We start from the raw sequence: 25843 nt of genomic DNA on the forward strand, positions 1-25843 counted from the left end.
GGATAAAATCGCGGTGGTTCTTGAATCACGATGCTTTTATTTAGTATAATACGTTGAGGTGCTCGAAAGTATGTTTATGTATTATGAAAAAAGTTGGATAATGTTAAAAATGATGTATAAATAGCTTGATAATGGTTGCATTGCCCGTCGTTTTTCTATATAATGAGTAATGTTGGTCATAAAAGGCGATGAAGCGGAAGGTTGTTGATACACCCGGCCCCTTTGCCATGGCGGGTTATTAAGGAATTTTCGCGGAGAATGTCTATTATAAAAATGGGCGAAAAGGAGGGAAAGTAATGGCAAAAGAAAAGATTAGAATTCGTTTAAAGGCGTATGATCATCGTATTCTTGATCAGTCCGCAGAAAAAATTGTAGATACAGCAAAGAGATCTGGTGCAAACGTATCGGGGCCGATACCGTTACCTACAGAGAGATCTGTTTACACAGTACTTCGTGCGGTGCATAAATACAAAGATTCTCGTGAGCAATTTGAAATGCGCACACACAAACGTCTTATCGACATTGTTAATCCAACCCCACAAACGGTTGATTCGTTAATGAGATTGGATTTACCGTCAGGTGTCGATATTGAGATCAAACTATAATTCAAATAATTACAATTCAGGAGGTGTGACGGATGACGAAAGGAATCTTAGGTCGTAAAATTGGCATGACACAGCTTTTCACAGAAGATGGCGAGTTAACACCAGTCACGGTGATTGAAGCTGAACCAAACATTGTACTCCAAAAGAAGACTGTTGATAGTGATGGATACGAAGCAATTCAGCTTGGTTATGCTGATAAGAAAGACTCTCGTGTGAACAAACCAGAAAAAGGCCATGCTGAAAAAGCAAACACAAATCCTAAGCGCTACATTCGTGAAATCCGTAATACTGACCTTGGTGAATATGAGGTAGGCCAAGAAGTTAGTGTTAAGATTTTTCAAGCAGGAGATGTAATTGACGTAACTGGTACTTCAAAAGGGAAAGGGTTCCAAGGCGCAATTAAGCGACATAACCAATCAAGAGGACCAATGACCCATGGTTCACGTTATCATAGAAGACCAGGTGCAATGGGTGTAATTGACCCGATGCGTGTATTTAAAGGAAAAAAACTACCAGGGCATATGGGTGGAGAGCAAGTTACGATTCAAAACCTTGAGATAGTTAAAGTAGATGATGAACGTAATCTACTACTAGTAAAAGGGAATGTCCCTGGAGCTAAAAAGTCATTTGTTAAAATTACTAGTGCAATTAAGGCTAACTAATCACTAGATGAAGGGAGGATATGTCATGCCTAAAGTAGCACTTTATAATCAAACTGGCGCGAAAGTCGGAGATGTTGAATTGAATGACAGTGTATTTGGTATTGAACCAAACACACATGTATTACATGAGGCTGTAGTTATGCAACGCGCTTCTTTACGTCAAGGAACACATGATGTTAAAAACCGTTCCGAAGTTCGGGGTGGTGGTCGTAAGCCGTGGCGCCAGAAAGGTACAGGTCGCGCTCGTCAGGGATCCATTCGTTCCCCGCAGTGGGTTGGTGGTGGAACTGTGTTCGGACCAACACCTCGTAGCTATAGCTATAAGTTACCTAAAAAAGTACGTCGTTTAGCATTGAAATCTGCTTTTTCTTCTAAAGTAATGGAGGATGACATTGTAGTATTAGATAACATTGCAATTGACGCACCTAAAACAAAAGAGGTAGTAAATCTTCTACAAGCATTGAATGTTGAAGGAAAAGCGTTGATCGTGACTACTGAGAAAAACGAAACAGTATTCCGCTCAGCCAATAACTTACCAAATGTAAAAGTACTCTCTGTAAGTGAAGTAAATGTTTTAGATTTGCTTACGCATGACAAGCTGATCGTAACAAAAGAGGCAGCTGAAAAAGCAGGGGAGGTGCTTGCATAATGAAGGATCCGCGAGATATTATTAAGCGCCCTGTAATCACTGAGCACTCAGCCGATTTAATGGCAGAGAAAAAGTACACTTTTGAAGTAAGTACGGATGCTAACAAAACACAAATAAAACAGGCGGTTGAACAAATATTTGATGTTAAAGTGGAGCAAGTAAACACAATGAACCTCAAAGGTAAGTTTAAGCGTATGGGAAGATACGGTGGTTTTCGGCCAGATCGAAAGAAAGCTATTGTTCAACTTTCCGAAGATAGTAAAGAACTAGAATTTTTTGAAGGTGCATAAAAAACTTTGATAACGAAGGAGGGAAACAACGATGGCGATTAAGAAGTACAAACCGACTTCAAATGGTAGACGTGGCATGACAACATCAGATTTCGCAGAGATCACAACTAGTCAGCCAGAAAAAACCTTGCTAAGCCCATTACACAATCGTGGTGGACGTAACAACCAAGGTAAGCTAACGGTTCGTCATCAAGGCGGCGGTCACAAACGACAATATCGTATTATTGATTTTAAACGCGACAAAGATGGAATACCAGGACGCGTTGCCACAATCGAGTATGATCCAAACCGTTCCGCTAATATTGCATTGATTCATTATGTTGACGGGGAAAAGCGTTATATACTTGCTCCGAAAGGTCTTAAGGTAGGGAATGAAGTGCTTTCAGGTCAAGGTGCAGACATTAAGATTGGTCATTCACTTAAGCTTGAGGACATTCCAGTAGGTACCGTTATTCATAACATCGAATTAAAACCAGGACGGGGTGGACAGCTTGTACGTTCCGCAGGTTCACAAGCGCAAATCCTTGGTAGAGAAGGTAAGTACGTTCTTGTACGTTTAACATCTGGGGAAGTTCGTTTGGTACTAGGTACATGTCGTGCAACAGTTGGCCAGGTTGGTAATGTAGAACATGAGTTGATTAAAGTAGGGAAAGCAGGACGTTCTCGTTGGAAAGGAAAGCGCCCAACAGTTCGTGGTTCAGTAATGAACCCTAACGATCACCCACACGGTGGTGGTGAAGGACGCGCACCGATCGGACGTAAGTCACCTATGTCACCATGGGGCAAACCAACACTTGGTTACAAAACGCGTAAACGTAACAAGCCAACAGATAAATTTATCGTTCGTAAACGTAAAAAATAACGTGATTGCATGATGGAAAGTAGAACTATCTGGCAATCACGAAGGGAGGTTTATGTATGGGTCGTAGTTTGAAAAAAGGACCTTTCGCAGATGACCATTTGATGAAAAAAGTAGAGAAGTTGAACGAAGATAATAAAAAACAGCTGATAAGAACTTGGTCACGTCGCTCTACTATATTTCCTAAGTTTGTTGGACATACAATTGCTGTGTATGATGGTCGGAAACACGTTCCGGTTTATGTCACAGAGGATATGGTCGGGCACAAGCTAGGTGAATTCGCGCCATCCCGTACGTTCAAAGGGCATTCTGGCGATGATAAGAAAACAAAACGCTAATGAGAGGAGGCACTCCTAAATGCAAGCTAAAGCCGTTGCGAAATCTGTTCGTATTGCTCCTCGTAAAGTTCGTTTAGTTGTAGATTTAATTCGAGGAAAAAAAGTTGGAGAAGCTGTTGCAATACTACGCCACACTCAACGTGGAGCTTCCCCTGTAGTAGAAAAGGTTTTAAATTCTGCTATCGCTAACGCGGAACACAATTATGAAATGAACACAGATAACCTTATAATATCAGAAGCATTTGTAAATGAAGGTGCTACAATGAAACGTTTCCGTCCTCGCGCAATGGGACGTGCAAGTCAAATAAACAAACGCACTAGCCACATTACAGTGGTCGTATCTGAACAGAAGGAGGGATAATCTTGGGTCAAAAAGTTAATCCGGTAGGTCTACGTGTTGGTGTAATTCGTGACTGGGAATCAAAATGGTACGCAGGTAAAGATTACGCTGAACTATTACATGAAGACATTAAAGTTCGTGAATATATTGAACAACGCCTTAAAGACGCTGCTGTTTCAAGTGTTGAAATTGAAAGAGCTGCGAATCGTGTGAATATATCTATTTCTACCGCTAAGCCTGGTATGGTTATCGGAAAAGGCGGTTCTGAAGTTGAAGCCTTGCGTAAATCACTGAACGCACTAACTGGTAAAAGAGTGCACATTAATATTGTTGAAGTAAAAAAGGCTGATTTAAACGCAAAATTAGTTGCAGAAAATATCGCTCGCCAATTGGAAAATCGTATTTCTTTCCGTCGTGCTCAAAAACAAACGATTCAACGTGCTATGCGTGCTGGCGCAAAAGGTATTCGTACACAAGTATCTGGTCGTCTAGGCGGAGCAGATATTGCACGTGCAGAACATTATAGTGAAGGAACTGTACCACTACACACCCTTCGTGCAGACATCGATTATGGAACTGCAGAAGCAGACACCACTTATGGTAAATTGGGTGTTAAAGTGTGGATTTATCGTGGAGAAGTCCTTCCAACAAAAAACAACAAGTAAGGAAGGGGGAACAGCATTATGTTAATGCCTAAACGCGTAAAACATCGTAAACAGCATCGTGGTCGCATGAAAGGTCAAGCAAAAGGTGGAACGGAAGTTGCATTTGGTGAGTATGGTTTACAAGCCCTTGAAGCTTCTTGGATCACAAGCCGACAAATTGAGGCTGCACGTATTGCTATGACTCGTTATATGAAACGTGGCGGTAAAGTTTGGATCAAAATATTCCCGGATAAGCCTTATACTGCTAAACCCCTAGAAGTACGTATGGGTTCTGGTAAAGGTGCTCCTGAGGGTTGGGTAGCAGTAGTAAAACCTGGCAAAATCATGTTTGAAATTGCTGGTGTATCCGAGGAAGTAGCTCGCGAAGCATTACGTCTTGCTTCTCACAAGTTACCGATCAAAACAAAATTTGTAAAACGTGAAGAAATTGGTGGTGAAATCAATGAAGGCTAATGAAATTAGAGAACTAACCACTGCCGAAATTGAACAAAATGTCAAATCATTGAAAGAAGAACTTTTTAACTTGCGTTTTCAGTTAGCAACAGGCCAACTTGAAAACACAGCACGTATTCGTGAAGTTCGTAAATCAATTGCACGCTTAAAAACTGTTGCTCGTGAAAGAGAATTAAGCGTAAATAACTGAAAAACCGAGAGGAGGTAGGCCTCAGGATGAGTGAACGTAATAATCGTAAGGTTTATACTGGTCGTGTCGTCTCTGACAAAATGGATAAAACGATTACCGTATTAGTCGAAACATACAAGTTCCATAAACTTTATGGAAAACGTGTTCGATATTCAAAGAAATTAAAAGTACATGATGAGAATAGCAAAGCAAAAATTGGTGATATTGTACGCATCATGGAAACTCGCCCGCTATCAGCTACCAAGCGCTTCCGTCTGGTTGAAATAGTAGAAGAAGCGGTTATTATTTAATAAAGTTGGCTCGGAAGGATTCCGAAGGGAGGTTACAGCGGTATGATTCAACAAGAATCACGTTTAAAAGTTGCAGATAACTCAGGCGCTCGTGAGGTGTTAACGATCAAAGTGTTAGGTGGTTCAGGTCGAAAAACAGCTAACATTGGTGATGTAATTGTTTGTACGGTAAAACAAGCAACACCAGGAGGCGTTGTTAAAAAGGGTGAAGTAGTTAGAGCTGTTATTGTACGCTCAAAAAGCGGAGTTCGTCGGAAAGATGGTTCTTATATTCGATTTGACGAGAACGCAGCAGTAATCATCCGTGATGATAAAAGTCCTAGAGGTACACGTATTTTTGGACCTGTTGCACGTGAACTGCGTGATGCAAAGTTCATGAAAATTGTTTCTCTAGCACCAGAAGTTTTATAAATTATGAGGCAATAACGTATGAACACAAATGTTACTCGTATCAATAAATAATCTATTTTCGTATAAGTCATAGGACTTAATAAGAGCCTCAAAAATGGAAAGATAAGCCTTGTAAGGAGGTGCGTTAAGCATGCATGTTAAAAAAGGTGACAAAGTCATGGTGATTTCAGGTAAGGATAGCGGAAAACAAGGAACCATCCTTGAATCTTACCCGAAGAAAGATCGTGTTCTTGTAGAAGGTGTAAATGTTGTTAAGAAACACGCAAAGCCATCTCAAGATAATCCGCAAGGCGGGATTTTGAATCAGGAAGCACCAATTCATGTTTCAAATGTAATGCCAATTGATCCAAAGTCTGGAGAACCGACTCGTGTTGGTTATGAAGAACGTAACGGAAAGAAAGTTCGTATCGCTAAAAAATCCGGTGAAGCATTAGATAAATAACTTAGCGGCGAAAGGAGGGCTACTCGATGAACGAATTGAAACAAAAATATCAAGATGAGATTGTTCCATCTTTAGTAGAAAAGTTCAACTATGAATCAGTAATGCAGGTTCCTAAATTAGAAAAAATTGTAATCAATATGGGTGTCGGTGACGCTGTTCAAAATTCAAAGGCTTTGGATAGTGCGGTTGAAGAACTAGGTTTAATTGCTGGTCAACAACCAGTGGTTACAAAAGCGAAAAAATCAATTGCGGGATTCCGTTTGCGTGAGGGGATGCCTATCGGGGCAAAAGTTACCTTACGGGGAGAACGCATGTATGAGTTTTTACAAAAGCTTGTAGCTGTATCTCTTCCACGAGTTCGTGACTTCCGTGGTATCTCTAAAAAAGCTTTTGATGGACGTGGTAATTATACACTTGGTGTAAAAGAACAATTGATTTTTCCAGAAATTAATTATGATAAAGTAAGTAAAGTCCGCGGCATGGACATTGTTATCGTAACAACATCAAACACTGACGAAGAAGCTCGTGAACTTTTAGCTAAACTTGGCATGCCTTTCCAAATGTAAGCGAAGAAGCGAATCGAAGGAGGGAAAATAGTGGCTAAAAAATCAATGATTGCAAAACAAAAGCGCCAACAGAAGTTTAAAGTGCAAGAATATACTCGATGCGAACGCTGTGGTCGTCCTCATTCTGTATTGCGTAAATTTAAACTTTGCCGTATTTGTTTCCGTGAACTTGCCTATAAAGGTCAAATTCCTGGTGTTAAAAAAGCAAGCTGGTAAACCCCGATTAGGGAAGGAGGTAATAAGTAATGACTATGACAGATCCAATCGCAGATATGCTTACTCGTATTCGTAACGCAAATATGGTTCGCCACGAAAAATTGGAGCTTCCTGCGTCTAAACTTAAAAAAGAAGTGGCAGATATCCTGAAGCGTGAAGGTTTTGTTCGTGACTATGAGTATGTTGAAGATGATAAACAAGGTGTACTTCGCGTTTTCCTTAAGTATGGAGTGAACGAAGAACGAGTTATAACAGGTCTTAAGAGAATCAGCAAACCAGGTTTACGTGTTTATGCTAAGGCAGACGAACTGCCAAAGGTACTAAACGGCTTAGGTGTCGCGATCGTATCAACATCTAAAGGCGTTTTAACAGATAAAGAAGCACGAGAACAAGCTGTTGGTGGCGAAGTGCTTGCGTACGTCTGGTAATATATATATTTTAGTTAGGAGGTGTAATTGAATGTCTCGTGTAGGACTTAAATCATTAGAAATTCCAGAGGGCGTTGAAATTAACCAAAATGAAAATACGATCACTGTAAAAGGGCCTAAAGGAGAACTAACCCGAAGCTTCCACCCAGATATGACAATTAAAATTGCAGATAACGTTCTAACTGTAGAGCGTCCAAGTGATCATAAGGAACATCGTGCGTTACACGGTACTACTAGAAGCCTTATCGGTAACATGGTAGAAGGCGTGCATAAAGGATTCGAAAAAAGTCTAGAAATTATTGGTGTCGGTTACCGCGCTCAAAAACAAGGAGAAAAGATTGTGATTAGTGCGGGCTATTCCCATCCTGTAGAACTTGAAAAACGTGAGGGAATCGATATTGAAGTACCTTCCAATACAAAGGTGACCGTAAAGGGAATAGACAAAGAACTTGTAGGTGCAGTTGCTGCAAATATTAGAGCCATTCGTCCACCTGAACCTTATAAAGGAAAAGGGATCCGTTACGAAGGCGAAAATGTACGTCGTAAAGAAGGTAAGACAGCTAAATAAGGTTAGTTAGGTAGCAGAAAGGAGTGACCTAGATGATCACAAAGCCAGACAAAAACGTTGTACGTAAAAAAAGACATGCACGTGTACGTAAAAACCTTTTTGGTACTGCAGAACGCCCACGTCTAAATGTATACCGTTCAAATAAACACATTTACGCTCAGCTAATTGATGATATAAATGGTAAGACAGTAGCGAACGCTTCAACAGTTGACAATGAAGTAAACCTAGAAGCGACAAGTAATGTGGAAGCAGCTCAAAAGGTTGGAGAACTCATTGCAAATCGCGCAAAGGAAAAAGGCTACACAAATATCGTATTTGACCGTGGTGGTTACTTGTATCATGGACGTGTAAAAGCACTTGCGGATGCAGCCCGTAGCGCAGGGCTAGAATTTTAATTGTTAAAGGAGGGACATATATGCGTACAAACGTTGATCCGAATAAGTTAGATCTAGAAGAACGTGTTGTTACAATCAATCGTGTTGCAAAAGTTGTAAAAGGTGGACGTCGATTTCGTTTTGCTGCATTAGTTGTTGTTGGCGATAAAAATGGTCACGTCGGATTTGGCACTGGTAAAGCACAAGAAGTGCCAGAAGCAATTAAAAAGGCAATTGATGATGCAAAGAAAAATTTAATTACAGTACCAGTCGTTGGTACGACTATTCCACACGAAATTACTGGACGTTTTGGAGCAGGTAGTATACTAATGAAACCAGCTTCTGAAGGTACAGGAGTTATCGCAGGCGGACCTGTCCGTGCGGTATTAGAACTTGCTGGTGTTGGTGATATTCTATCTAAGTCATTAGGTTCTAATACACCTATTAACATGGTGCGTGCAACTGTTAATGGTCTTAGTGAGCTTAAGCGTGCAGAAGATGTTGCGAAACTACGTGGAAAGTCCGTAGAAGAACTGTTAGGATAAGGAGGGAAATTACATGGCTAAGAAATTAGAAATTACCCTCACGCGCAGTGTTATTGGCAGATCAGAAGCACAACGTGCAACTGTCAAAACATTAGGATTAAACAAGATTCGTCAATCAGTAGTCCGTGAAGATACTCCAGCTGTTCGTGGCATGGTCAATAAAGTAGCGCATTTAATATCGGTTAAAGAAGTTTAAATAACGAAAGCGTTAAAGAGGAGGTGCTCGCATGAAACTGCATGAATTGAAACCAAATGATGGAACACGCAAAGAACGTAATCGCGTTGGTAGGGGAATGTCCTCAGGAAACGGAAAAACTTCTGGGCGCGGTCACAAAGGGCAAAAAGCACGTTCAGGTGGAGGTGTGCGCCCAGGTTTTGAAGGTGGGCAAATGCCATTATTTCAACGTCTACCAAAACGAGGGTTTACTAATATTCACCGTAAGGAATTTGCGGTTGTTAACTTAGAAACTTTAAACCAATTTGAAGATGGCACAGAGGTTACACCTGAGCTTTTATTAGAAACTGGTGTTGTAAGTAAACTAAAGGCAGGCATTAAAATTCTTGGAAAAGGTAATATTGAAAAGAAACTTACAGTAAAAGCTCAAAAGTTCTCTGCTTCAGCTAAAGAAGCAATAGAGGCAGCGGGCGGTCAAACTGAGGTGATTTAATGTTCCGTACAATCTCCAATTTTATGCGCGTAAATGACATTCGACGGAAAATAATTTTTACCCTGCTTATGTTAATTGTGTTTCGCCTAGGTACATTTATTCCGGTTCCTTTCACTGATCGAGAGGCCATTAATTTTATGAATGAACAAAGCGTATTTGGTTTCTTGAATACCTTTGGAGGCGGTGCATTGCAAAACTTCTCTATTTTCGCAATGGGGATTATGCCATACATCACAGCGTCCATCATTATGCAACTATTGCAAATGGATGTTGTACAGAAATTTTCTGAGTGGAAAAAGCAAGGTGAAGTTGGCCGTAAGAAATTAGCACAGTTTACCCGCTATGGAACGATTGTGCTTGCTTTTATTCAAGCAATAGGTATGTCGATTGGCTTTAACGCTTTAACCGGCGGAACTTTAATAGCAGATCCTGGTATTGGTAAATTCCTTGTGATTGCTATTGTATTGACTAGTGGTACAGCATTTCTTATGTGGCTAGGTGAACAAATTACTGCCAATGGTGTAGGAAATGGAATATCCATTTTAATCTTTGCAGGTATTGTTGCAGCAATTCCAAATGGTGTTAATCAAATTTACGAGCAATATTTCGGTGGAGATGTTGGTGAAGCGTTATTTCTGAACATTGTTATCGTTGCATTAATCGTGCTAGTGATTCTAGCAGTAATCGTTGGGGTAATTTTTATTCAACAGGCATTGCGAAAAATCCCAATTCAATATGCAAAGCGTTTAGAAAATCGTTCACCAGTGGGCGGCCATTCCACACATTTACCTTTAAAGGTAAATGCTGCAGGAGTAATCCCTGTAATTTTTGCGATTTCCTTTATAATAGCGCCACGAACGGTCGCTGGATTCTTTGAAGGGAATGATATTGCAGGAGCAATTGCAAACATTTTCGACTATACACAGCCTATAGGAATGGTGATGTATGTTGCGTTAATCATAGCATTTACCTACTTTTATACATTTGTTCAGGTTAATCCAGAGCAAATGGCTGAAAACTTAAAAAAGCAAGGCGGCTATATACCAGGGATTCGTCCTGGAAAAAATACAGAGAAGTATTTAACACGTGTGATGTATCGTCTAACGTTTGTGGGTTCGATCTTCCTTGCGGCTGTTTCCGTTTTGCCTCTCATTTTAGGTAGTGTTGCTAATTTACCATCGTCGGTTCAAATTGGTGGTACTAGTTTGTTGATTGTAGTAGGGGTTGCCTTGCAAACAATGAAACAGTTAGAAAGCCAACTAGTCAAACGTCACTATAAAGGCTTTATAAAATAATTGACAAATAAATGGTAAAACACCTTGATGATTACACGAGAGCGAGGGGAAAGTTGTTGAATCTTATTCTGATGGGTTTACCTGGTGCTGGAAAAGGTACACAGGCAGAGAAGATAGTTGAAAAGTATCACATCCCTCATATTTCAACAGGAGATATGTTCCGCTTAGCTATTAAAGAAGGAACAGAGCTTGGTACAAAAGCAAAAGGATACATGGATCAAGGGGAGCTAGTTCCTGATGAGGTTACGATTGGGATTGTGAAAGAACGCTTAAGCAAGGATGATTGTGCAAAAGGATTTCTATTAGATGGGTTTCCTAGGACATTAGCTCAAGCTGAAGCTCTTGAGCAATTATTGGCAGATATCGATGCTACCCTTGATTATGTTTTGCACGTGGATGTACCAAATGAACAACTTGTTGAACGTTTAACTGGACGCAGAATTTGTCCAACATGTGGAACGGCTTACCATGTTATTTTTAATCCTCCAAAAGAGGAAGGTATTTGTGACAAAGATGGTAGTAAATTGATTCAGCGTGATGATGACAAAGAAGCCACTGTTAAAAAGCGATTAGAGGTTAATCTGAAACAGACACAGCCGATGTTAGATTTCTATCAGGAAAAGGGCTACTTAGTGACTATAGCTGGAGATCAGAACATTGATAAGGTATTTTCGGATATTGACGTGAAGCTTAGAGGCCTATCTTAGATGATTATTTGCAAAACACCACAGGAAATCGAAATAATGAAAGAAGCAGGCAAGATCGTGGCATTAACACACAAAGAACTAGAGCCCTATATCCAACCAGGGATTACGACGAAGGAACTGGATAACATTGCTGATAAATTCATCAGTAGTATGGGTGCAATTCCTTCTTTTAAAGGGTATAATGGATTCCGTGGTAGTATTTGCACATCTGTCAATGATGAGCTTGTGCATGGAATTCCAGGTCAACGAAAACTGAAGGGTGGAGACATCATCAGTATCGATATTGGAGCATATTATAACTCCTACCATGGTGATTCTGCATGGACCTACCCAGTTGGTATAATAGATGAGGCGAATAAAGAGTTGTTAGAAGTTACAAAGACCTCTCTTTTCTTAGGTATGGAAGAGGCTAAGCCAAATGTTCGTTTATCCAATATATCTCATGCCATACAACGTTTTGTGGAACCTAAAGGTTACGGTATTGTAAGAGAATACGTCGGGCATGGAGTCGGGCGAAATTTGCACGAAGAACCACCGATCCCTCATTACGGACCACCTAATAAGGGGCCATTATTAACACCTGGCATGGTACTTGCAATTGAGCCAATGGTTAATGCAGGTGCGAGATTTGTAAAGACACTTGCAGACAATTGGACAGTTGTTACCAAAGATAGTAGAATGTGTGCACATTTTGAGCATACCATTGCTATTACAGAAGATGGTTATCAAATCTTAACTATAGCCTAAGTGAAGGTGATTATGGTTGAATGATGCTGAGTCGAGTCCACAGATAGGTCAAGTTGTTCGTATCGTACAAGGACGTGAAGCAGGACAGTTTGCGGTTGTCATTGGTTTGGTAGATAATCGTAATGCCTTGCTTGCCGATGGAGAAAAAAGAAAATATGATCGACCTAAAAAGAAGAATATCAATCATATTGAGCCCCTTGATTTTATTTCTCCAGAAGTACAACAAAGCCTTCTAGAAACAGGTCGCGTAACGAATGGTAAGCTACGCTTTGCTATATCAAAATTTGTCAATGAGATAGTGACTGATTGGAAGAAGGGAGATCAATTCGATGGCGAAAGACGATGCAATTGAAGTGGAAGGTACCGTCACGGACACATTGCCGAATGCAATGTTTAAGGTTGAGTTAGAAAACGGTCATACCGTTTTAGCACACGTTTCGGGAAAGATTCGAATGCACTTTATTCGAATTTTACCTGGCGACAAAGTGACGGTTGAACTTTCTCCGTATGATTTAACAAGAGGTCGTATTACGTACCGTTATAAATAACAGATAAGCTCCGATATAAAAGGAGGATGGATGATGAAGGTAAGACCATCTGTAAAACCAATATGCGAAAAGTGTAAAGTAATTCGCCGTAAAGGAAAAGTTATGGTAATTTGCGAAAACCCTAAGCATAAACAGAAACAAGGATAAATCCAAAAGGAGGTGCATGTATCTAATGGCACGTATTGCAGGTATTGATATTCCCCGCGATAAACGCGTAGTAATTTCACTAACTTATATTTATGGAGTTGGAAAGATTACTGCACAGGAAATTTTAAAAGATGCGGGTGTATCTGAAGACACAAGAGTTCGTGATTTGACTGAAGAAGAGCTAGGCAAGATCCGTCAATCAATGGAAAAATACTCAGTTGAAGGGGATCTTCGTAGAGAAGTTTCTATGAACATTAAACGTTTAATAGAAATCGGATCTTATCGTGGAATCCGTCATCGCCGTGGGTTACCAGTTAGAGGTCAAAAAACAAAAAACAATTCCCGTACACGCAAAGGCCCGCGTAAAACAATGGCCAACAAGAAAAAATAATAGAAGGAGGTTAACCATTAATGGCTCGTAAAACCAATACACGTAAACGTCGAGTGAAAAAGAATATTGACACGGGTGTAGCGCACATTCGTTCTACTTTTAACAACACAATTGTAACGATTACTGATGTTCAAGGTAATGCGATTAGCTGGAGCAGCGCAGGTTCACTTGGATTTAAAGGTTCTCGTAAATCTACGCCATTTGCGGCACAAATGGCAGCAGAGGCTGCCGCCAAATCAGCTATGGAACACGGTTTAAGAACTCTAGATGTAACTGTTAAGGGGCCTGGTGCTGGACGTGAAGCAGCAATTCGTTCACTTCAAGCAGCCGGATTAGAAGTTACGGCAATTCGTGACGTGACACCTGTTCCTCATAATGGCTGCCGCCCACCAAAACGTCGTCGTGTTTAATTCATCCGTATATAATTTGTCACCCTGTCTATAATGGGTTATGATAGCTTAAATAGCATCTAGGTATGACAGAGAGTACGAGAGTAAATAGAGCAGAGAACGGTAACTGCCTACCAGAGGAATTTCGGTTAGACTATGTCTGACCGAGGTTTCGACGTTTTGAATGGAGGGTTTTGTAGAATGATCGAAATAGAAAAGCCAAAAATTGAAACGGTTGAGATCAGCAATGATGCAAAGTTTGGTAAATTCGTCGTAGAACCGCTTGAACGTGGGTATGGTACAACTCTAGGTAATTCCTTGCGTCGTATCCTATTATCCTCACTTCCTGGCGCTGCTGTTACATCCGTCCAAATTGATGGAGTGCTACATGAGTTCTCAACAATTGAAGGCGTTGTTGAGGATGTTACAACCATCATCTTAAATCTTAAAAAGCTAGCCCTAAAAATCTATTCTGAAGAAGAGAAAACATTAGAGATAGATGTGCAGGGAGAAGGCAAGGTAACAGCTGCAGATATAACACATGATAGTGATGTAGAAATTTTAAATCCGGATCTTCATATCGCTACCCTTGGTAAAAACGCGAACCTACGCATGCGTATTGTTGGAGAGCGTGGTCGTGGATACCGTCCATCAGAAGGAAATAATCATGATGATCTACCGATTGGTGTAATTCCAATTGATTCTATTTTCACGCCAGTGTCCCGTGTAACCTATCAAGTTGAAAATACACGTGTAGGTCAAATTGCTAACTATGATAAACTTACATTGGACGTATGGACAGATGGTAGTATACGACCAGAAGAAGCAGTATCTTTAGGAGCAAAAATCTATACAGAACATTTAAACATCTTTGTTGGTCTGACAGATGAAGCGCAAAATGCTGAGATCATGATTGAAAAAGAAGAGGATCAAAAAGAAAAGGTTCTTGAAATGACAATTGAAGAACTAGACCTGTCTGTTCGGTCTTACAATTGTTTAAAACGTGCTGGGATCAATTCCGTACAAGAACTTGCGAATAAGTCGGAAGAAGACATGATGAAAGTCCGTAACCTTGGCCGAAAATCACTTGAAGAAGTGAAGCATAAGCTTGAGGATCTTGGACTTGGTCTTCGTAATGACGATTGATTTATAGACATCTATGACATGCCGAAAAAGGGAGGGATAATACATGGCTAGAAAATTAGGTCGTACTACTGACCAGCGTTTGGCTTTGTTACGCAACCTTGCTACAGACTTAATTATTCATGAAAGAATTGAAACAACAGAAGCGAAGGCTAAAGACTTACGTTCTGTAGTAGATAAGATGATTACGCTCGGTAAGCGTGGAGATCTTCATGCGCGTCGTCAAGCCGCTGCATACTTATATAATGCAAACGCAAGCGAGGATCAGGATGCAGTTCAAAAACTATTCACTGACATTGCTGAACGCTATGACGAACGTCAAGGCGGTTATACAAGAGTCCTTAAACTAGGACCTCGTAAAGGTGATGGAGCGGAAATGGCTGTCATTGAACTCGTTTAATGATAAATAAAAAAGGCTAGAAGGGCAGGACAGAGTCTCTCCACGAGGTGAATCCCAGCCCTTTTTTGTTTTGGGTGGAGCGGATACAGAGACAGCTAATAATTGCTAGAATCGATTTGTGAAGGTAGCATTCAACTATAGGAACATAAAATAAAACAACCAATCGCTACATAACACCAAGGAACATCCTACCTGATTTATTCCCTGGGCAATATTTTTGAGTTGAGGAGTGGCATCATGGAGAAAAGAATAGTGACGTTTCGAAATGTCTCATTTCGTTATAGAGAATCCCTCCCTTGGGTATTAAATAATGTTTCCTTCTCCATTAATGCGGATGAATGGGTGGCTATTATTGGTCATAATGGCTCAGGAAAGTCTACCATTGCGAAACTCATGAATGGTTTACTTACACCACAAGAAGGAGAAATTCTAGTTAATGGTACACCAGTTACGCCCGAAACGATATGGGAGATTCGAAAAAATATCGGGATGGTCTTTCAAAATCCAGATAACCAGTTCGTCGGTACAACTGTTCAAGATGATGTCGCTTTTGGGTTAGAGAATCGAGGCTTCCCAAGAAAAGAAATGGTAAAGCGTATCAAACAAACTTTACTGCAAGTAGGAATGGAAGCATATACGTTACATGAACCCCATCGCCTTTCTGGTGGACAAAAACAAAGGGTTGCAATAGCGGGAGTACTTGCTATTGCACCACAGGTAATTATATTAGATGAGGCAACAGCGATGCTAGATCCTAGAGGTCGACTGGAAATAATGGAGACAATGCATCATGTTAAGGAACAGCATAATGTATCATTCATAATGATCACACATGACCTTAAAGAAGTGGTTCGCGCTGACCGAGTCATTGTAATGAGTGAAGGAAAAGTAGTCGAAATCGCTCCTCCTAGGGATATTTTTGCTAAAAAGGAAAAGTTGCAACAAAGCGGATTAGACATCCCATTTGTTGCTAAATTAGTGGATGAGCTAACCAAATTAGGTACAAAGCTTTCAAAAGAGCCGTTAAATCATGATGAACTACTGGAGGAACTATGGACATTATATTTGAAAAGGTAAGCTATGTTTATCAAAAAAATACACCATTTGAACATCAAGCCATTCAAAATTTGTCCTTCCATATTCCATCAGGCGCCTTTGTTGCTATTGTTGGCCATACGGGCTCAGGTAAATCGACAGTAATTCAGCATTTAAACGGCTTATTACGACCAACTAAAGGAGAAGTACGAATCGGTGAGTACATTTTGTCATCTGATCAAAAAATAAAAGAACTTAAACAGTTACGAGAGAAAGTTGGAGTGGTGTTTCAATACCCAGAGCATCAGCTTTTCGAAGAGACAGTTGTAAAGGATATTGCTTTTGGCCCTCAAAACTTTGGTGTAAGCCAAAACGAAATTGAGGCACGAACCAAAAGTGCATTTGAGGCTGTCGGTCTTTCAGAGGAATTACGAGAACGTTCTCCTTTTGATTTAAGTGGTGGTCAAATGCGAAGGGTAGCAATTGCTGGTATTTTAGCGATCCAGCCAGAGGTACTTGTGCTAGATGAACCAACTGCAGGGCTAGACCCAAAAGGACATCGAGAAATTATGTCTATGTTTAAACGACTCCATCGTGAGAATGAATTAACTACGATTCTCGTGACACACAGCATGGAGGACGCCCTAGAGTATGCCGACCATGTCATTATACTTGATCATGGAACAAAATATATGGAAGGGAAGCCTGAAGAAGTTCTAATTCAGAAGGACAAGCTTCAGGCTGTACAGTTAGATGTTCCAGAAATCATTCAATTCTTATTTCGAGTGGAAAACATCTTTGGCGTAAAAATACCATACCAAGGTCAATCGATAGTAGATCTAGCATCTGAATTAAATCGTTTGATACGAGGAGATGGTTCAAGTGAATAATGCGTTTATTGTTGGTCAATATGTCCCAGGTGAATCTATGATTCATCGTCTTGACCCTAGATCGAAAATGGTTATTATTTTTCTATTTGTTATCGTTGTATTTCTTGCTAATTCAGTATGGAGCTACGGCCTTTTAACCATATTCACAGTATTAACGACACTGAGTACTAGGATTCCTTTATCTTACATTGCAAAAGGGTTAACTCCTGTTTGGTTGTTAATTGTATTTACATTTATTTTGCAATTGGTCGTTACAAAAGAGGGGGCTGTACTGTTCCAAATTATTTCCTATCCTATCTATTCTGGGGGAGTTGCGCAGGGAGCAGCTATTTCACTTCGGTTTTTTTTACTTATTTTAGTTACGTCCTTACTAACATTGACAACAACACCGCTTGAAATTACGGATGCGATTGAGAGCTTGCTACATCCATTGAAACGAATCAAATTCCCTGTCCATGAGTTGGCCCTCATGATGTCAATCTCTTTACGGTTTATTCCGACGCTCATGCAAGAAACAGAAAAAATCTCAAAAGCACAGGCATCAAGGGGTGTAGACTTTAAATCAGGTCCAATTAAGAATCGGATTCAGGCTATTATACCACTGCTCGTTCCTCTCTTTGTGAGCGCCTTTAAGCGCGCTGAAGAATTAGCCATGGCAATGGAAGCTAGGGGGTATCAAGGTGGAGATGGTAGAACAAAGCTAAGGGAGTTAAGAATCGAAGGGATAGACTACCTTGCAATTTCGGTATTTTTTTTGATTGTGATTGGCTTATTTTTGACACGAGTTTAAATGAGTGTATGAGCATCCTATAAAACGGGGTTCTCGAAGTAATTTAGTGACTGTTTGAACAACCTCTAAAAGGCAGGGAAAGCGTAATGGAACGGATAAAGTGCACGATCCACTATGATGGTACGTGGTTTTCAGGCTACCAAATTCAACCAAATGGTAGAACAGTTCAAGAAGAACTAGAGACTGCGCTTACTAAAATCCATAAGGGGAGAGTAGTCAAGGTAGTGGCCTCCGGAAGAACGGACGCGGGTGTGCATGCAAAGGGTCAAGTGATCCATTTTGACTCTGACCTCCATATTCAAAAAGAAAACTGGAAAAAAGCATTGAATACACTGCTCCCTGATGACATTTTAATCGATGAAGTATCAATTATGAATATTCCCTTTCATGCACGCTTTGATGTTAAGGAAAAAGAGTATCGCTATTTTGTCCTAAATACAAAAGCCCAAGATGTATTTCGACGGCATTTTGCTTATCATGTACCTTATGACCTAGATATAGCATCTATGCAACAGGCTTGTGAATTTGTGAAAGGGAAACATGACTTCACATCGTTTTGCGCCTCTCATTCAGGGGTAAAGGGCGACAAAGTCCGAACGATTTATGCTGCCTCATGTGAAAAGGAGCAAGGGTTGATCACAATAACATTTAAAGGTAATGGTTTTTTATATAATATGGTACGTATCTTGGTGGGAACATTGTTAGAGGTAGGAGAAGGGGAAAGAAAACCATCCGATCTACCTTCTATTATACAAGCCGCCAATAGAGAAACAGCTGGAAAAACTGCACCTCCACAGGGGTTATTTTTATGGAAGGTATCGTATGATTAATTTGTTCGTTATTCTATATGCGTAACGGGTTGAATTTAAACAACGAAACCGGGTGTAACATATCCTTGACATATAAGGTTGAGTAGTATATGATGATCTATGGCATTTTATTTTCTAAACCACGAATAGCCCCGGAAAGTTAATTCGTGTTGGAATATATTTATTAAAATAGGATTGTCTGACTAAGCTCGTCACTTCCTATGTTGCGATCGGCTATAATGATAGCTAGATGTGAAAAAAGGCTAAGGTAGTAACCTAGCATTCAAAAAGTGAAAATGAGGAATTTGAAATTCAGGAGGTTAACAGATCATGCGCACTACTTTCATGGCGAATGAAAATAATATCGAACGCAAGTGGCTTGTTGTGGATGCGGAAGGACAAACGTTAGGTCGTTTATCTAGCGAAGTTGCATCCATCCTTCGTGGAAAGCATAAGCCAACTTATACACCGCATGCGGATACAGGTGATTATGTAATTATCTTAAACGCTGAAAAAATTGAATTGACTGGTAACAAGATAAATGACAAAGTGTATTACCGTCATTCCAACCACCCAGGTGGATTAAAAGAACGTAATGCAGACGAAATGCGTACAAAATACCCTGAGAAAATGCTAGAAATTGCAATTAAAGGTATGCTCCCTAAAGGAAGCCTTGGTCGTAAAATGGGTAAGAAATTGCACGTTTATCGTGGCGCAGAACACAACCAGCAAGCACAAAAACCAGAAGTATATGAGCTTCGCGGATAAATAAAAAGGAGGTTTCTTATTGTGGCACAAGTACAATATTACGGCACTGGTCGTCGTAAAAGTTCAACTGCACGAGTACGTTTAGTTCCAGGTACTGGACGTATCGTTGTGAATAATCGTGATGCGGAAGATTATTTCCCATATGAAACACTACGTACCATCATCAAACAACCACTAGCTACTACTGAAACAGAAGGTGGTTATGATGTATTAGTTAATGTACATGGTGGAGGATTTACTGGTCAAGCTGGAGCAATTCGCCACGGCGTTGCCCGTGCATTGCTAGAAGCAGATCCGGAATACCGTGCTTCACTTAAACGTGAAGGATTTCTTACTCGTGATGCCCGCATGAAAGAACGTAAAAAATACGGTCTTAAGGGCGCTCGTCGTGCACCACAGTTCTCAAAACGTTAATTGTCATGCGTTTCAAGGCTCTTTTCACTTCGGTGGAAAGGGTCTTTTTTAATATAGGAAATTTTCATGTGGTTAATGTCGTCCGCAGAAACCCCGGTTGCCGAAAATCCAATCATTTTTGACCCATTTATAGCAAATAGCGTCCTGTGAGTCCGCAAACCCAATGAAATCATGCTATTTACGGAAAATAAGGGCCTGTGAGTCCGCATAGAATTTTAAGCGGACTCAGAAGCCGCTATTTGGCAAAAATTCATGGTTTTGAGAGGTTTAGCGGACTGAGAGGGCACACATTCACGAGCACTAGGGATTGTTGAAATTTCTGAGTCTGAGGTAAATAAGTCATGTGTAAACTGGCAGGCAGTATAGGAGGAAGAATCTATTACTTCCTTTCAACATTTTTATAAGCTGATATGATATTTAAAATATTAACGTAGTCACCTAAAGCATTAAAGGCATAATTCACCCCCTTGTCCCATATAGTGAAAACAGGATTATATTCGGGGGGAACAAGTATGGGGCGGTATTTGAAAATAATTAGTTGGATTGTTGGGGCGTTTCTTTTAGTTTTTTTAATTCAGTATCCGATTCAAAAGTCACAAGAATCATGGGATACATGGTCACTTCCATTGTCAGGAAAAGTGATTGTATTAGACCCTGGTCATGGAGGTGTTGATGGTGGTGCAGTAGGGAAGGATAATACGCTTGAAAAGGACATTGTGCTAAAAATTGCTAAGGATTTGCAAAACTATCTCCAGCAATCTGGTGCCCTAGTTTACTTGACAAGAGAAGAGGACAAGGATTTAGCTGATGAGGGAACAGATGGACTAGCTAGAAGAAAAGTAGAAGATATACGAAGAAGAGTAGAGTTCATAAAAGACAAAGAAGCGGATTTTTTTGTTAGCTTACATTTAAATGCTTTACCATCTACTCGTTGGAATGGGGCACAAACCTTTTACTACCCAGGTCTTGAAGATAGTGAGAATTTAGCAAAATTTATTCAAGCTGAAATTAAAAGAAATTTAGAAAACACCAAGCGTCAAGCACTCGCATTAAACGGGATGTACATCTTGAAAAATGCTGATTCGCCTGGAGCACTAGTAGAGATGGGGTTTTTATCAAATAAGCACGAAAGGGAGCTTCTCAAAACAGAAAAATATCAGCATAAGATGGCAGGTAGTATCTATGAGGGGATTCTAAGATTTGTAACAGAGAAATCAACAAATGAAGGATAAAGAATGAAGCGTTAGATCCTGAAATCCTAATTACTTAGCATCTGGCAAAAGTATGTTATACTAGCCGTGAAAGATAAGTACCAAGTATGAATTCATACAATGATAGCAATGCTAGGAATAAAGGATGGTGACCTATTTTGTTAACGAAAGAAAAAGTAGTGGAATTGCTTAACCCTATAGAAGACCCGTTTTTACATAAAACGTTTGAAGTAACTGGCGGTATTGAAGAAGTAGTCGTTAAGGAAGACAAAAATCATGTTAGTATAAAGTTGGCAATTGCCAAAACAAATACTGGTGAGCAAATGCAACTCCAGCAACATGTCGTTAATGTGTTAAAAAAAGCAGGTGCAGCAACCGTTGGCTTAAGGTTTACACAACTACCAGATGAAGTAATTGAGAAACATCAACCTAGTTCCGAATCTAAACAGGAAGCTAATTTACTAAATGCGGAATCGAAGACGAAATTTATTGCAGTAGCTAGTGGAAAAGGTGGAGTAGGGAAATCAACTGTTGCGGTAAACCTTGCTGTATCCTTAGCCCGACTAGGTAAAAAGGTTGGCATTATTGATGCCGATATTTATGGGTTTAGTGTACCTGATATGATGGGAATAGAAGAACGCCCAGTCGTTAGAGGAGAACGCATTATTCCTGTAGAACGTTTTGGTGTTAAAGTGATCTCTATGGGTTTTTTCGTAGAGGACAATTCTCCGATTATTTGGAGGGGGCCAATGCTGGGTAAAATGTTGACAAGCTTCTTTAAAGAGGTTGAGTGGGGAGAATTGGATTATTTGCTTCTAGATCTACCACCAGGAACTGGAGATATTGCGCTTGATGTTCATTCCATGCTCCCTTCGTCAAAGGAAATTATTGTTACAACCCCACATCCAGCTGCTGCGTTTGTGGCAGCGCGCGCGGGTCAAATGGCGCTACAAACCGATCATGAAATACTAGGTGTTATTGAAAACATGGCGTATTTTGAGAGTAAAATTACTGGAGAAAAAGAATATGTATTTGGTCAAGGTGGTGGTAAAAAGTTAGCTGAAGTTTTGAAAACAAAAGTTATTGGTCAGTTACCGCTTCAACAACCATATGAAGAAGAAGACGTTTTTGCACCATCCATTTACCAAGAAGATCACGTTTCTGGTCAAGAATTACGCAGAGTTGCCGCAAAGATAATAGCGCAGTTAGAATAAAGAATAGGGAAGTGCCTAATTTTGGTGCTTCCCTATTTATTGTATTTTGTTTTCTGTAAGTGTGGGTTCAAAGAGCCGATAAATTAGAAGGTCGACTAATGTTGTTGCGTCCTGTGGCAACGTCAACACTAGCGTCCAAACAGGTAGGCAACGAAGTTTTAAGTAGCGGAAAACAAGACCAAAGAAGCTCGGCTAATGTCTACCACTTACCACTTCTTGTGTAAACGCTGGCTCAGCCCGTCTTGGACAAGCAGATGCGCCGCTTATCATTTGGAGACACGTATAACTTTCTTATTATTGTCCCCCGCCTCCACTATCACCTTGGCTGCCACCAGAACCACCACCAGAACTGCCGCTAGAACTGCCGCCTCCTTGTTGTCCGCTACCTTGACCTCCAGGCGCTTTCATTTCTTCTGCAGCCTTCAAGATAAGGTCACTCATTTGTGCTTTAAACATTGGTGTCTGTAGAGAATCTGTGATGATCTTTTCTAGCTCAGCCCTGAATTTTTGACTTGTTAAAACAGTTAAAATTTGTTTTTCCATTTCTGGATTTTGTAGTAATTCCAACATCTTTTTTTGGTAGTCTGAATCATTCATTAAACTTTTCATTAGTTTTTCTTGTTCATCTTTTATCATCTTCGCGTACGACTCGACAAATTTTGGATCTTCAAACATTTTAGACCAAAATTTCTTCCCTTCCTTGGAAGCCAATGCTTCAGTTACAGCATTCTTTAAAACTTTTGAGTCTAAAACTACTTGCTTTTGCATTTTTTCATCAGAAAGGATATCCGTTATCGCTTTTTTTCCTTCATCCGTTTTTAATATATCAACTACCATTTTTTTTGTTGTTTCGTAATCGGTTTGTTCACTACTTGCTGAGGAGCCGCCTCCATTACAGGAGCTAACCACAACCAAGAAGAAAATTATAATTACGAATTTGGCAGATTTGTACAACTTAGAAAGCCTCCTTTCGATTAACGATCCATACTCTTAATATGAGAATGGGAAGAAAAAATATGTATCGATAGGTAAAAACCTTTTTTTCATGGTAAAATAGCCGAAGATGACATTTGAATAATTTATAGGAGGAGTAAGTTTGAATAGCCGAAATTGGGTTCGCATGTTTTTAGTTACACTTTTACTTGGTGCAGTCGCTACATTACTAACGAGTTTTTTTGTTAAAACAAATTCCTATATGACATTTTTACAACCATTTGATTTGATTGAGTTACTTGGAATTATTGTATATTTTACATCTTTTGGACTTGTTTTCAGTTTGATTAGCCAAATGGGTTTTTTTGCATATTTAACGGTCAATCAATTTGGTTTAGGTATATTTCGTGGGTTTTGGACATCAATTCAAGTAGTCCTAATTGTGTTTACGCTTTTTGATTTGGTTTATTTTCGTTATTTAGGAAATAATGATGAAGGATTATTAGTATACATAGTCGTAGCTATTTTTATTTTGTGTTACGGATGGCTTATTTCTTGGATTAAAGCTAAGGAAACGAATCAAAAAGCATTTATACCAGCATTATTTTTTATGATTGTCGTTACATCAGTGGAATGGGTTCCAGGGTTGAGGACAAATGGGGGAGATTATGCATGGTTGATGATTGTTCCTTTACTTGTATGCAATACGTATCAGTTGTTGATTCTTCATCGTATCACCAATAAAGTAAATGCTTGATGGATTTAGTCTAGGTGTATCGATTCATAAAACAATGGTAGACGCACTCATTGCGCATCTGCCATTGTTTTCAGTTATATTGGGTGAAGTGGGATCATTCAAGTTTTTTTTCCTGCGCCTCTGCCCTTGATATTAATTCTGACATAGGAACAAATTTAAACCCTTTATTTTTTAAACCAGGTAATATTGTTTCCAATGCTTTTGGTGTTTGCTTTACTGAATCCGATGCATGAAGCAATAGAATATCTCCTTTTGTTGTGTTTTTCATGACATAATCGATAATGGTTTGTGTTCCTGGGTTTTTCCAATCCTGAGGGTTAACGTTCCAATGTATCACTTTAAAGCCCATTGATTCAGCCATTTTTAAAACTTCTTTGTTGAAGTGACCACTAGGAGTTCTAAGTAGCCTCGTATCATATCCTAACTTCCGAAATACTTCTTTTGCTTTTAATAGATCCTTTCTTACATCTTCAATATCCTGCTTTAAATAGCTTTCGTATCGATAGCCTAACATACCGATTTCATGACCATTTTTCTTTATTTTATCTACTAATTCTGGGTGTCTTTCTGCCCATTCGCCGTTTACAAAGAAAGTTGCTTTCACATCCTGTTTTTTTAGCTGATCTAAAATCGGCTCAACCTGAGTGTTTCCCCAGCTTATATTAAAAGTTAAAGCAATATTAGGATCTTTGTCACTACCTTTGCTAAGTGCAGCTGGACTTTCCTTAGAAGAAAAAACAGAAAATGTGGTTTCTCCCTGAACCCATAGAAAAACTGCAGAAAACATTGCTGCAATCAGTATAAGCATCCATCGCTTCCAGTTTTTAAATTTCCATACATAGAAATGTTGCATCCGTTCTCCCCCTTTTAGGACTTGCTATATTCTATGTCACACTTTGTCCAATATGAACTAGAATTAACTTTCTTCATTAATAATCTGCTTTTCAAAAAATCAATAAATCAGGTGGGTAAACGAAGAGATGCACCGCTTATCATTTGGTGACTTTTTGAACAACCTCTAATAAAAACCTGGTTAAATGGGAATGATAGGCGAGTAACTTTAAAGAGGAGTGATCAAGATGCAAGGCATGTTATTTAATGATATAGAACAAAAGGAAATGGAATATCTTATAAAAAGGGAACTTGAGGAGCTATTATTAGATATAGAGGATAGCCGTATAGAACATATAGTTAAAAGAGCAATGAATGAGCGTTACAAAATTTTATTTCAGCTTTTTCGTCGTGTGGCGAGTGAACAAGAATGTATGAAGTACATACCTAAACGTCTTAAAAGTGAATAAAATTAGTTAAAATAGAGCCTTGAAGTGAGTTCGTGACTTCGATATTTCATAGGCTTTTATCTATTGTTGGTTGGTATTTCTAATAACTTCTTCTTTTTTTTATTATTTTCTATTGCCAATCATAATAGAATATGCTATATTATTTTTTGTTGTCAGAAAAACATTATTACTAGAAGAAACAAAAACACATAGTAATATTAAAAAAATGTGTTGACCTAGTTTATCAGACATGGTAATATGTAATATGTCGCTCAAATGACGACATCATTTTGATCCTTGAAAACTGAACAAAACAACCAGTAATGTCAAGTAAGAAAAAGCTAGTTTTTCATTCGAGCAAGATGAAACGATCTTCGATTAAGTATGCAACGTTCTGTTGCAACATCGAAGTCAGC

43 protein-coding genes are annotated in these 25843 nt (G+C 39.5%); 41 read left to right on the forward strand and 2 right to left on the reverse strand.

Going from position 1 to position 25843, the window contains the following annotated elements; all coding sequences use genetic code 11:
• Positions 1 to 296 precede the first annotated feature (296 nt).
• From rpsJ to NC797_RS13715, 39 genes are all read left to right on the forward strand, one after another.
• Positions 297 to 605: a 30S ribosomal protein S10 gene (rpsJ, locus tag NC797_RS13525; RefSeq protein WP_019375535.1), complete on the forward strand. Its 309-nt coding sequence runs from the start codon at positions 297 to 299 to the stop codon at positions 603 to 605.
• Positions 606 to 637: 32 nt separating this feature from the next.
• A complete protein-coding gene (gene rplC / locus NC797_RS13530) occupies positions 638 to 1267 on the forward strand; it encodes a 50S ribosomal protein L3 (RefSeq protein ID WP_272437331.1) in 630 nt (209 codons plus the stop codon).
• Positions 1268 to 1292: 25 nt separating this feature from the next.
• Entirely contained in the window at positions 1293 to 1916 is a 624-nt protein-coding gene (gene rplD, locus NC797_RS13535) for a 50S ribosomal protein L4 (RefSeq protein WP_272437332.1), read from the forward strand.
• Entirely contained in the window at positions 1916 to 2206 is a 291-nt protein-coding gene (gene rplW / locus NC797_RS13540; RefSeq protein WP_272437333.1) for a 50S ribosomal protein L23, read from the forward strand. The genes rplD and rplW overlap by 1 nt, the downstream gene beginning before the upstream one ends.
• Before the next feature lie 31 nt (positions 2207 to 2237).
• A complete protein-coding gene (gene rplB / locus NC797_RS13545; protein WP_272437335.1) occupies positions 2238 to 3068 on the forward strand; it encodes a 50S ribosomal protein L2 in 831 nt (276 codons plus the stop codon).
• Positions 3069 to 3124: 56 nt separating this feature from the next.
• Positions 3125 to 3403 carry a 30S ribosomal protein S19 gene (gene rpsS / locus NC797_RS13550; protein ID WP_272437336.1) on the forward strand — a complete coding sequence of 93 codons (279 nt, stop codon included), beginning with the start codon at positions 3125 to 3127 and terminating at the stop codon, positions 3401 to 3403.
• A 19-nt stretch (positions 3404 to 3422) separates the two neighbouring features.
• Positions 3423 to 3764: a 50S ribosomal protein L22 gene (gene rplV / locus NC797_RS13555; RefSeq protein WP_272437337.1), complete on the forward strand. Its 342-nt coding sequence runs from the start codon at positions 3423 to 3425 to the stop codon at positions 3762 to 3764.
• A gap of 2 nt (positions 3765 to 3766) precedes the next feature.
• Positions 3767 to 4408 (forward strand): 30S ribosomal protein S3, encoded by a 642-nt coding sequence (gene rpsC, locus NC797_RS13560; RefSeq protein ID WP_272437338.1) that lies wholly within the window; start codon positions 3767 to 3769, stop codon positions 4406 to 4408.
• Between the two features lie 18 nt (positions 4409 to 4426).
• Positions 4427 to 4861 carry a 50S ribosomal protein L16 gene (gene rplP, locus NC797_RS13565; protein ID WP_272437339.1) on the forward strand — a complete coding sequence of 145 codons (435 nt, stop codon included), beginning with the start codon at positions 4427 to 4429 and terminating at the stop codon, positions 4859 to 4861.
• A complete protein-coding gene (gene rpmC / locus NC797_RS13570; RefSeq protein WP_272437340.1) occupies positions 4851 to 5051 on the forward strand; it encodes a 50S ribosomal protein L29 in 201 nt (66 codons plus the stop codon). Before rplP ends, rpmC begins: the two co-directional genes overlap by 11 nt.
• A 26-nt stretch (positions 5052 to 5077) precedes the next feature.
• Positions 5078 to 5341 carry a 30S ribosomal protein S17 gene (gene rpsQ, locus NC797_RS13575; protein WP_272437341.1) on the forward strand — a complete coding sequence of 88 codons (264 nt, stop codon included), beginning with the start codon at positions 5078 to 5080 and terminating at the stop codon, positions 5339 to 5341.
• A 42-nt stretch (positions 5342 to 5383) separates the two neighbouring features.
• Positions 5384 to 5752, forward strand: a complete 369-nt coding sequence (gene rplN, locus NC797_RS13580; RefSeq protein ID WP_272437342.1) for a 50S ribosomal protein L14 — start codon at positions 5384 to 5386, stop codon at positions 5750 to 5752.
• A gap of 130 nt (positions 5753 to 5882) precedes the next feature.
• Positions 5883 to 6194, forward strand: a complete 312-nt coding sequence (gene rplX, locus NC797_RS13585; RefSeq protein WP_272437343.1) for a 50S ribosomal protein L24 — start codon at positions 5883 to 5885, stop codon at positions 6192 to 6194.
• 26 nt (positions 6195 to 6220) lie between these two features.
• Positions 6221 to 6760 (forward strand): 50S ribosomal protein L5, encoded by a 540-nt coding sequence (rplE, locus tag NC797_RS13590; RefSeq protein WP_272437344.1) that lies wholly within the window; start codon positions 6221 to 6223, stop codon positions 6758 to 6760.
• A 30-nt stretch (positions 6761 to 6790) separates the two neighbouring features.
• Positions 6791 to 6976: a type Z 30S ribosomal protein S14 gene (locus NC797_RS13595; RefSeq protein ID WP_025909738.1), complete on the forward strand. Its 186-nt coding sequence runs from the start codon at positions 6791 to 6793 to the stop codon at positions 6974 to 6976.
• A gap of 29 nt (positions 6977 to 7005) precedes the next feature.
• Entirely contained in the window at positions 7006 to 7404 is a 399-nt protein-coding gene (gene rpsH / locus NC797_RS13600) for a 30S ribosomal protein S8 (RefSeq protein WP_272437345.1), read from the forward strand.
• Between the two features lie 31 nt (positions 7405 to 7435).
• The gene (rplF, locus tag NC797_RS13605; protein WP_272437346.1) at positions 7436 to 7972 is read left to right on the forward strand and encodes a 50S ribosomal protein L6; all 537 of its coding nucleotides are present in this window, start codon (positions 7436 to 7438) and stop codon (positions 7970 to 7972) included.
• A gap of 32 nt (positions 7973 to 8004) precedes the next feature.
• Positions 8005 to 8367: a 50S ribosomal protein L18 gene (gene rplR / locus NC797_RS13610; RefSeq protein WP_272437347.1), complete on the forward strand. Its 363-nt coding sequence runs from the start codon at positions 8005 to 8007 to the stop codon at positions 8365 to 8367.
• Positions 8368 to 8387: 20 nt separating this feature from the next.
• A complete protein-coding gene (gene rpsE / locus NC797_RS13615; protein WP_272437348.1) occupies positions 8388 to 8891 on the forward strand; it encodes a 30S ribosomal protein S5 in 504 nt (167 codons plus the stop codon).
• A 13-nt stretch (positions 8892 to 8904) separates the two neighbouring features.
• Positions 8905 to 9087: a 50S ribosomal protein L30 gene (gene rpmD / locus NC797_RS13620; RefSeq protein ID WP_272437349.1), complete on the forward strand. Its 183-nt coding sequence runs from the start codon at positions 8905 to 8907 to the stop codon at positions 9085 to 9087.
• A 31-nt stretch (positions 9088 to 9118) separates the two neighbouring features.
• Positions 9119 to 9559, forward strand: a complete 441-nt coding sequence (rplO, locus tag NC797_RS13625) for a 50S ribosomal protein L15 (protein ID WP_272437350.1) — start codon at positions 9119 to 9121, stop codon at positions 9557 to 9559.
• The gene (gene secY / locus NC797_RS13630) at positions 9559 to 10854 is read left to right on the forward strand and encodes a preprotein translocase subunit SecY (protein ID WP_272437351.1); all 1296 of its coding nucleotides are present in this window, start codon (positions 9559 to 9561) and stop codon (positions 10852 to 10854) included. Before rplO ends, secY begins: the two co-directional genes overlap by 1 nt.
• Positions 10855 to 10910: 56 nt before the next feature.
• Entirely contained in the window at positions 10911 to 11561 is a 651-nt protein-coding gene (locus NC797_RS13635; RefSeq protein ID WP_272437352.1) for an adenylate kinase, read from the forward strand.
• On the forward strand, positions 11562 to 12308 hold the full coding sequence (gene map / locus NC797_RS13640) for a type I methionyl aminopeptidase (RefSeq protein WP_272437353.1): 747 nt from the start codon (positions 11562 to 11564) through the stop codon (positions 12306 to 12308).
• Between the two features lie 16 nt (positions 12309 to 12324).
• Complete coding sequence (locus tag NC797_RS13645; protein WP_272437354.1) at positions 12325 to 12660, forward strand: KOW domain-containing RNA-binding protein; 336 nt, start codon at positions 12325 to 12327, stop codon at positions 12658 to 12660.
• A complete protein-coding gene (gene infA, locus NC797_RS13650; protein ID WP_003464670.1) occupies positions 12638 to 12856 on the forward strand; it encodes a translation initiation factor IF-1 in 219 nt (72 codons plus the stop codon). The genes NC797_RS13645 and infA overlap by 23 nt, the downstream gene beginning before the upstream one ends.
• 33 nt (positions 12857 to 12889) lie before the next feature.
• Complete coding sequence (gene rpmJ / locus NC797_RS13655; protein WP_003156543.1) at positions 12890 to 13003, forward strand: 50S ribosomal protein L36; 114 nt, start codon at positions 12890 to 12892, stop codon at positions 13001 to 13003.
• A 25-nt stretch (positions 13004 to 13028) separates the two neighbouring features.
• Positions 13029 to 13394, forward strand: coding sequence for a 30S ribosomal protein S13 (gene rpsM, locus NC797_RS13660; RefSeq protein WP_272437356.1), 366 nt, complete (start codon positions 13029 to 13031; stop codon positions 13392 to 13394).
• A gap of 20 nt (positions 13395 to 13414) precedes the next feature.
• The gene (gene rpsK, locus NC797_RS13665; protein WP_272437357.1) at positions 13415 to 13804 is read left to right on the forward strand and encodes a 30S ribosomal protein S11; all 390 of its coding nucleotides are present in this window, start codon (positions 13415 to 13417) and stop codon (positions 13802 to 13804) included.
• Positions 13805 to 13984: 180 nt separating this feature from the next.
• Positions 13985 to 14929, forward strand: a complete 945-nt coding sequence (locus tag NC797_RS13670) for a DNA-directed RNA polymerase subunit alpha (RefSeq protein ID WP_272437358.1) — start codon at positions 13985 to 13987, stop codon at positions 14927 to 14929.
• Positions 14930 to 14972: 43 nt separating this feature from the next.
• Positions 14973 to 15326: a 50S ribosomal protein L17 gene (rplQ, locus tag NC797_RS13675; protein ID WP_272437359.1), complete on the forward strand. Its 354-nt coding sequence runs from the start codon at positions 14973 to 14975 to the stop codon at positions 15324 to 15326.
• Between the two features lie 237 nt (positions 15327 to 15563).
• Positions 15564 to 16403 carry an energy-coupling factor ABC transporter ATP-binding protein gene (locus tag NC797_RS13680; protein ID WP_272437360.1) on the forward strand — a complete coding sequence of 280 codons (840 nt, stop codon included), beginning with the start codon at positions 15564 to 15566 and terminating at the stop codon, positions 16401 to 16403.
• Entirely contained in the window at positions 16379 to 17251 is an 873-nt protein-coding gene (locus tag NC797_RS13685) for an energy-coupling factor ABC transporter ATP-binding protein (protein WP_272437361.1), read from the forward strand. The genes NC797_RS13680 and NC797_RS13685 overlap by 25 nt, the downstream gene beginning before the upstream one ends.
• Complete coding sequence (locus NC797_RS13690; RefSeq protein WP_272437362.1) at positions 17244 to 18041, forward strand: energy-coupling factor transporter transmembrane component T family protein; 798 nt, start codon at positions 17244 to 17246, stop codon at positions 18039 to 18041. The genes NC797_RS13685 and NC797_RS13690 overlap by 8 nt, the downstream gene beginning before the upstream one ends.
• A gap of 86 nt (positions 18042 to 18127) precedes the next feature.
• Positions 18128 to 18871: a tRNA pseudouridine(38-40) synthase TruA gene (gene truA / locus NC797_RS13695; RefSeq protein ID WP_272437363.1), complete on the forward strand. Its 744-nt coding sequence runs from the start codon at positions 18128 to 18130 to the stop codon at positions 18869 to 18871.
• 309 nt (positions 18872 to 19180) lie between these two features.
• A complete protein-coding gene (rplM, locus tag NC797_RS13700) occupies positions 19181 to 19618 on the forward strand; it encodes a 50S ribosomal protein L13 (RefSeq protein ID WP_272437364.1) in 438 nt (145 codons plus the stop codon).
• Positions 19619 to 19639: 21 nt separating this feature from the next.
• On the forward strand, positions 19640 to 20032 hold the full coding sequence (gene rpsI / locus NC797_RS13705) for a 30S ribosomal protein S9 (protein ID WP_272437365.1): 393 nt from the start codon (positions 19640 to 19642) through the stop codon (positions 20030 to 20032).
• A 512-nt stretch (positions 20033 to 20544) separates the two neighbouring features.
• On the forward strand, positions 20545 to 21264 hold the full coding sequence (cwlD, locus tag NC797_RS13710) for an N-acetylmuramoyl-L-alanine amidase CwlD (protein WP_272437366.1): 720 nt from the start codon (positions 20545 to 20547) through the stop codon (positions 21262 to 21264).
• Positions 21265 to 21401: 137 nt separating this feature from the next.
• Positions 21402 to 22457: a P-loop NTPase gene (locus NC797_RS13715; RefSeq protein ID WP_272437367.1), complete on the forward strand. Its 1056-nt coding sequence runs from the start codon at positions 21402 to 21404 to the stop codon at positions 22455 to 22457.
• Positions 22458 to 22751: 294 nt separating this feature from the next.
• Here NC797_RS13715 and gerD read toward each other — a convergent pair whose 3' ends face one another.
• Positions 22752 to 23411: a spore germination lipoprotein GerD gene (gene gerD / locus NC797_RS13720; RefSeq protein ID WP_272437368.1), complete on the reverse strand. Its 660-nt coding sequence runs from the start codon at positions 23409 to 23411 to the stop codon at positions 22752 to 22754.
• Between the two features lie 142 nt (positions 23412 to 23553).
• Between gerD and NC797_RS13725 the strand changes: the two genes are divergently transcribed.
• Positions 23554 to 24147, forward strand: coding sequence for a KinB-signaling pathway activation protein (locus tag NC797_RS13725; RefSeq protein ID WP_272437369.1), 594 nt, complete (start codon positions 23554 to 23556; stop codon positions 24145 to 24147).
• Between the two features lie 94 nt (positions 24148 to 24241).
• Here the strand turns inward: NC797_RS13725 and pdaB are convergent, their stop codons facing one another.
• Positions 24242 to 25000, reverse strand: coding sequence for a polysaccharide deacetylase family sporulation protein PdaB (gene pdaB / locus NC797_RS13730; protein WP_272437370.1), 759 nt, complete (start codon positions 24998 to 25000; stop codon positions 24242 to 24244).
• A 226-nt stretch (positions 25001 to 25226) separates the two neighbouring features.
• Here pdaB and NC797_RS13735 point away from each other — a divergent pair, with 226 nt between their 5' ends.
• Complete coding sequence (locus tag NC797_RS13735) at positions 25227 to 25448, forward strand: hypothetical protein (RefSeq protein ID WP_272437371.1); 222 nt, start codon at positions 25227 to 25229, stop codon at positions 25446 to 25448.
• Positions 25449 to 25843 lie beyond the last annotated feature (395 nt).

The organism is Terrihalobacillus insolitus (assembly GCF_028416575.1).
GTDB classification, from domain to species: Bacteria; Bacillota; Bacilli; order Bacillales; family Amphibacillaceae; genus Terrihalobacillus; species Terrihalobacillus insolitus.

What these genes read in the sequence shown, in the direction of transcription:
- rplC (WP_272437331.1), top strand. Translation starts at nt 638, where the DNA reads ATGACGAAAGGAATCTTAGGTCGTAAAATTGGCATGACACAGCTTTTC.
- map (WP_272437353.1), top strand. Translation starts at nt 11,562, where the DNA reads ATGATTATTTGCAAAACACCACAGGAAATCGAAATAATGAAAGAAGCA.
- rpsH (WP_272437345.1), top strand. Translation starts at nt 7,006, where the DNA reads ATGACTATGACAGATCCAATCGCAGATATGCTTACTCGTATTCGTAAC.
- rplN (WP_272437342.1), top strand. Translation starts at nt 5,384, where the DNA reads ATGATTCAACAAGAATCACGTTTAAAAGTTGCAGATAACTCAGGCGCT.
- rpsJ (WP_019375535.1), top strand. Translation starts at nt 297, where the DNA reads ATGGCAAAAGAAAAGATTAGAATTCGTTTAAAGGCGTATGATCATCGT.
- NC797_RS13735 (WP_272437371.1), top strand. Translation starts at nt 25,227, where the DNA reads ATGCAAGGCATGTTATTTAATGATATAGAACAAAAGGAAATGGAATAT.
- NC797_RS13685 (WP_272437361.1), top strand. Translation starts at nt 16,379, where the DNA reads ATGGACATTATATTTGAAAAGGTAAGCTATGTTTATCAAAAAAATACA.
- rplD (WP_272437332.1), top strand. Translation starts at nt 1,293, where the DNA reads ATGCCTAAAGTAGCACTTTATAATCAAACTGGCGCGAAAGTCGGAGAT.
- rplM (WP_272437364.1), top strand. Translation starts at nt 19,181, where the DNA reads ATGCGCACTACTTTCATGGCGAATGAAAATAATATCGAACGCAAGTGG.
- truA (WP_272437363.1), top strand. Translation starts at nt 18,128, where the DNA reads ATGGAACGGATAAAGTGCACGATCCACTATGATGGTACGTGGTTTTCA.
- rplR (WP_272437347.1), top strand. Translation starts at nt 8,005, where the DNA reads ATGATCACAAAGCCAGACAAAAACGTTGTACGTAAAAAAAGACATGCA.
- rpmC (WP_272437340.1), top strand. Translation starts at nt 4,851, where the DNA reads ATGAAGGCTAATGAAATTAGAGAACTAACCACTGCCGAAATTGAACAA.
- rpmD (WP_272437349.1), top strand. Translation starts at nt 8,905, where the DNA reads ATGGCTAAGAAATTAGAAATTACCCTCACGCGCAGTGTTATTGGCAGA.
- secY (WP_272437351.1), top strand. Translation starts at nt 9,559, where the DNA reads ATGTTCCGTACAATCTCCAATTTTATGCGCGTAAATGACATTCGACGG.
- rpsM (WP_272437356.1), top strand. Translation starts at nt 13,029, where the DNA reads ATGGCACGTATTGCAGGTATTGATATTCCCCGCGATAAACGCGTAGTA.
- rplV (WP_272437337.1), top strand. Translation starts at nt 3,423, where the DNA reads ATGCAAGCTAAAGCCGTTGCGAAATCTGTTCGTATTGCTCCTCGTAAA.
- rpsE (WP_272437348.1), top strand. Translation starts at nt 8,388, where the DNA reads ATGCGTACAAACGTTGATCCGAATAAGTTAGATCTAGAAGAACGTGTT.
- rplO (WP_272437350.1), top strand. Translation starts at nt 9,119, where the DNA reads ATGAAACTGCATGAATTGAAACCAAATGATGGAACACGCAAAGAACGT.
- rplB (WP_272437335.1), top strand. Translation starts at nt 2,238, where the DNA reads ATGGCGATTAAGAAGTACAAACCGACTTCAAATGGTAGACGTGGCATG.
- NC797_RS13670 (WP_272437358.1), top strand. Translation starts at nt 13,985, where the DNA reads ATGATCGAAATAGAAAAGCCAAAAATTGAAACGGTTGAGATCAGCAAT.
- rpmJ (WP_003156543.1), top strand. Translation starts at nt 12,890, where the DNA reads ATGAAGGTAAGACCATCTGTAAAACCAATATGCGAAAAGTGTAAAGTA.
- rplW (WP_272437333.1), top strand. Translation starts at nt 1,916, where the DNA reads ATGAAGGATCCGCGAGATATTATTAAGCGCCCTGTAATCACTGAGCAC.
- rpsQ (WP_272437341.1), top strand. Translation starts at nt 5,078, where the DNA reads ATGAGTGAACGTAATAATCGTAAGGTTTATACTGGTCGTGTCGTCTCT.
- NC797_RS13680 (WP_272437360.1), top strand. Translation starts at nt 15,564, where the DNA reads ATGGAGAAAAGAATAGTGACGTTTCGAAATGTCTCATTTCGTTATAGA.
- rplX (WP_272437343.1), top strand. Translation starts at nt 5,883, where the DNA reads ATGCATGTTAAAAAAGGTGACAAAGTCATGGTGATTTCAGGTAAGGAT.
- rplQ (WP_272437359.1), top strand. Translation starts at nt 14,973, where the DNA reads ATGGCTAGAAAATTAGGTCGTACTACTGACCAGCGTTTGGCTTTGTTA.
- rpsS (WP_272437336.1), top strand. Translation starts at nt 3,125, where the DNA reads ATGGGTCGTAGTTTGAAAAAAGGACCTTTCGCAGATGACCATTTGATG.
- cwlD (WP_272437366.1), top strand. Translation starts at nt 20,545, where the DNA reads ATGGGGCGGTATTTGAAAATAATTAGTTGGATTGTTGGGGCGTTTCTT.
- pdaB (WP_272437370.1), bottom strand. Translation starts at nt 25,000, where the DNA reads ATGCAACATTTCTATGTATGGAAATTTAAAAACTGGAAGCGATGGATG.
- infA (WP_003464670.1), top strand. Translation starts at nt 12,638, where the DNA reads ATGGCGAAAGACGATGCAATTGAAGTGGAAGGTACCGTCACGGACACA.
- rpsK (WP_272437357.1), top strand. Translation starts at nt 13,415, where the DNA reads ATGGCTCGTAAAACCAATACACGTAAACGTCGAGTGAAAAAGAATATT.
- rplP (WP_272437339.1), top strand. Translation starts at nt 4,427, where the DNA reads ATGTTAATGCCTAAACGCGTAAAACATCGTAAACAGCATCGTGGTCGC.
- rplE (WP_272437344.1), top strand. Translation starts at nt 6,221, where the DNA reads ATGAACGAATTGAAACAAAAATATCAAGATGAGATTGTTCCATCTTTA.
- rplF (WP_272437346.1), top strand. Translation starts at nt 7,436, where the DNA reads ATGTCTCGTGTAGGACTTAAATCATTAGAAATTCCAGAGGGCGTTGAA.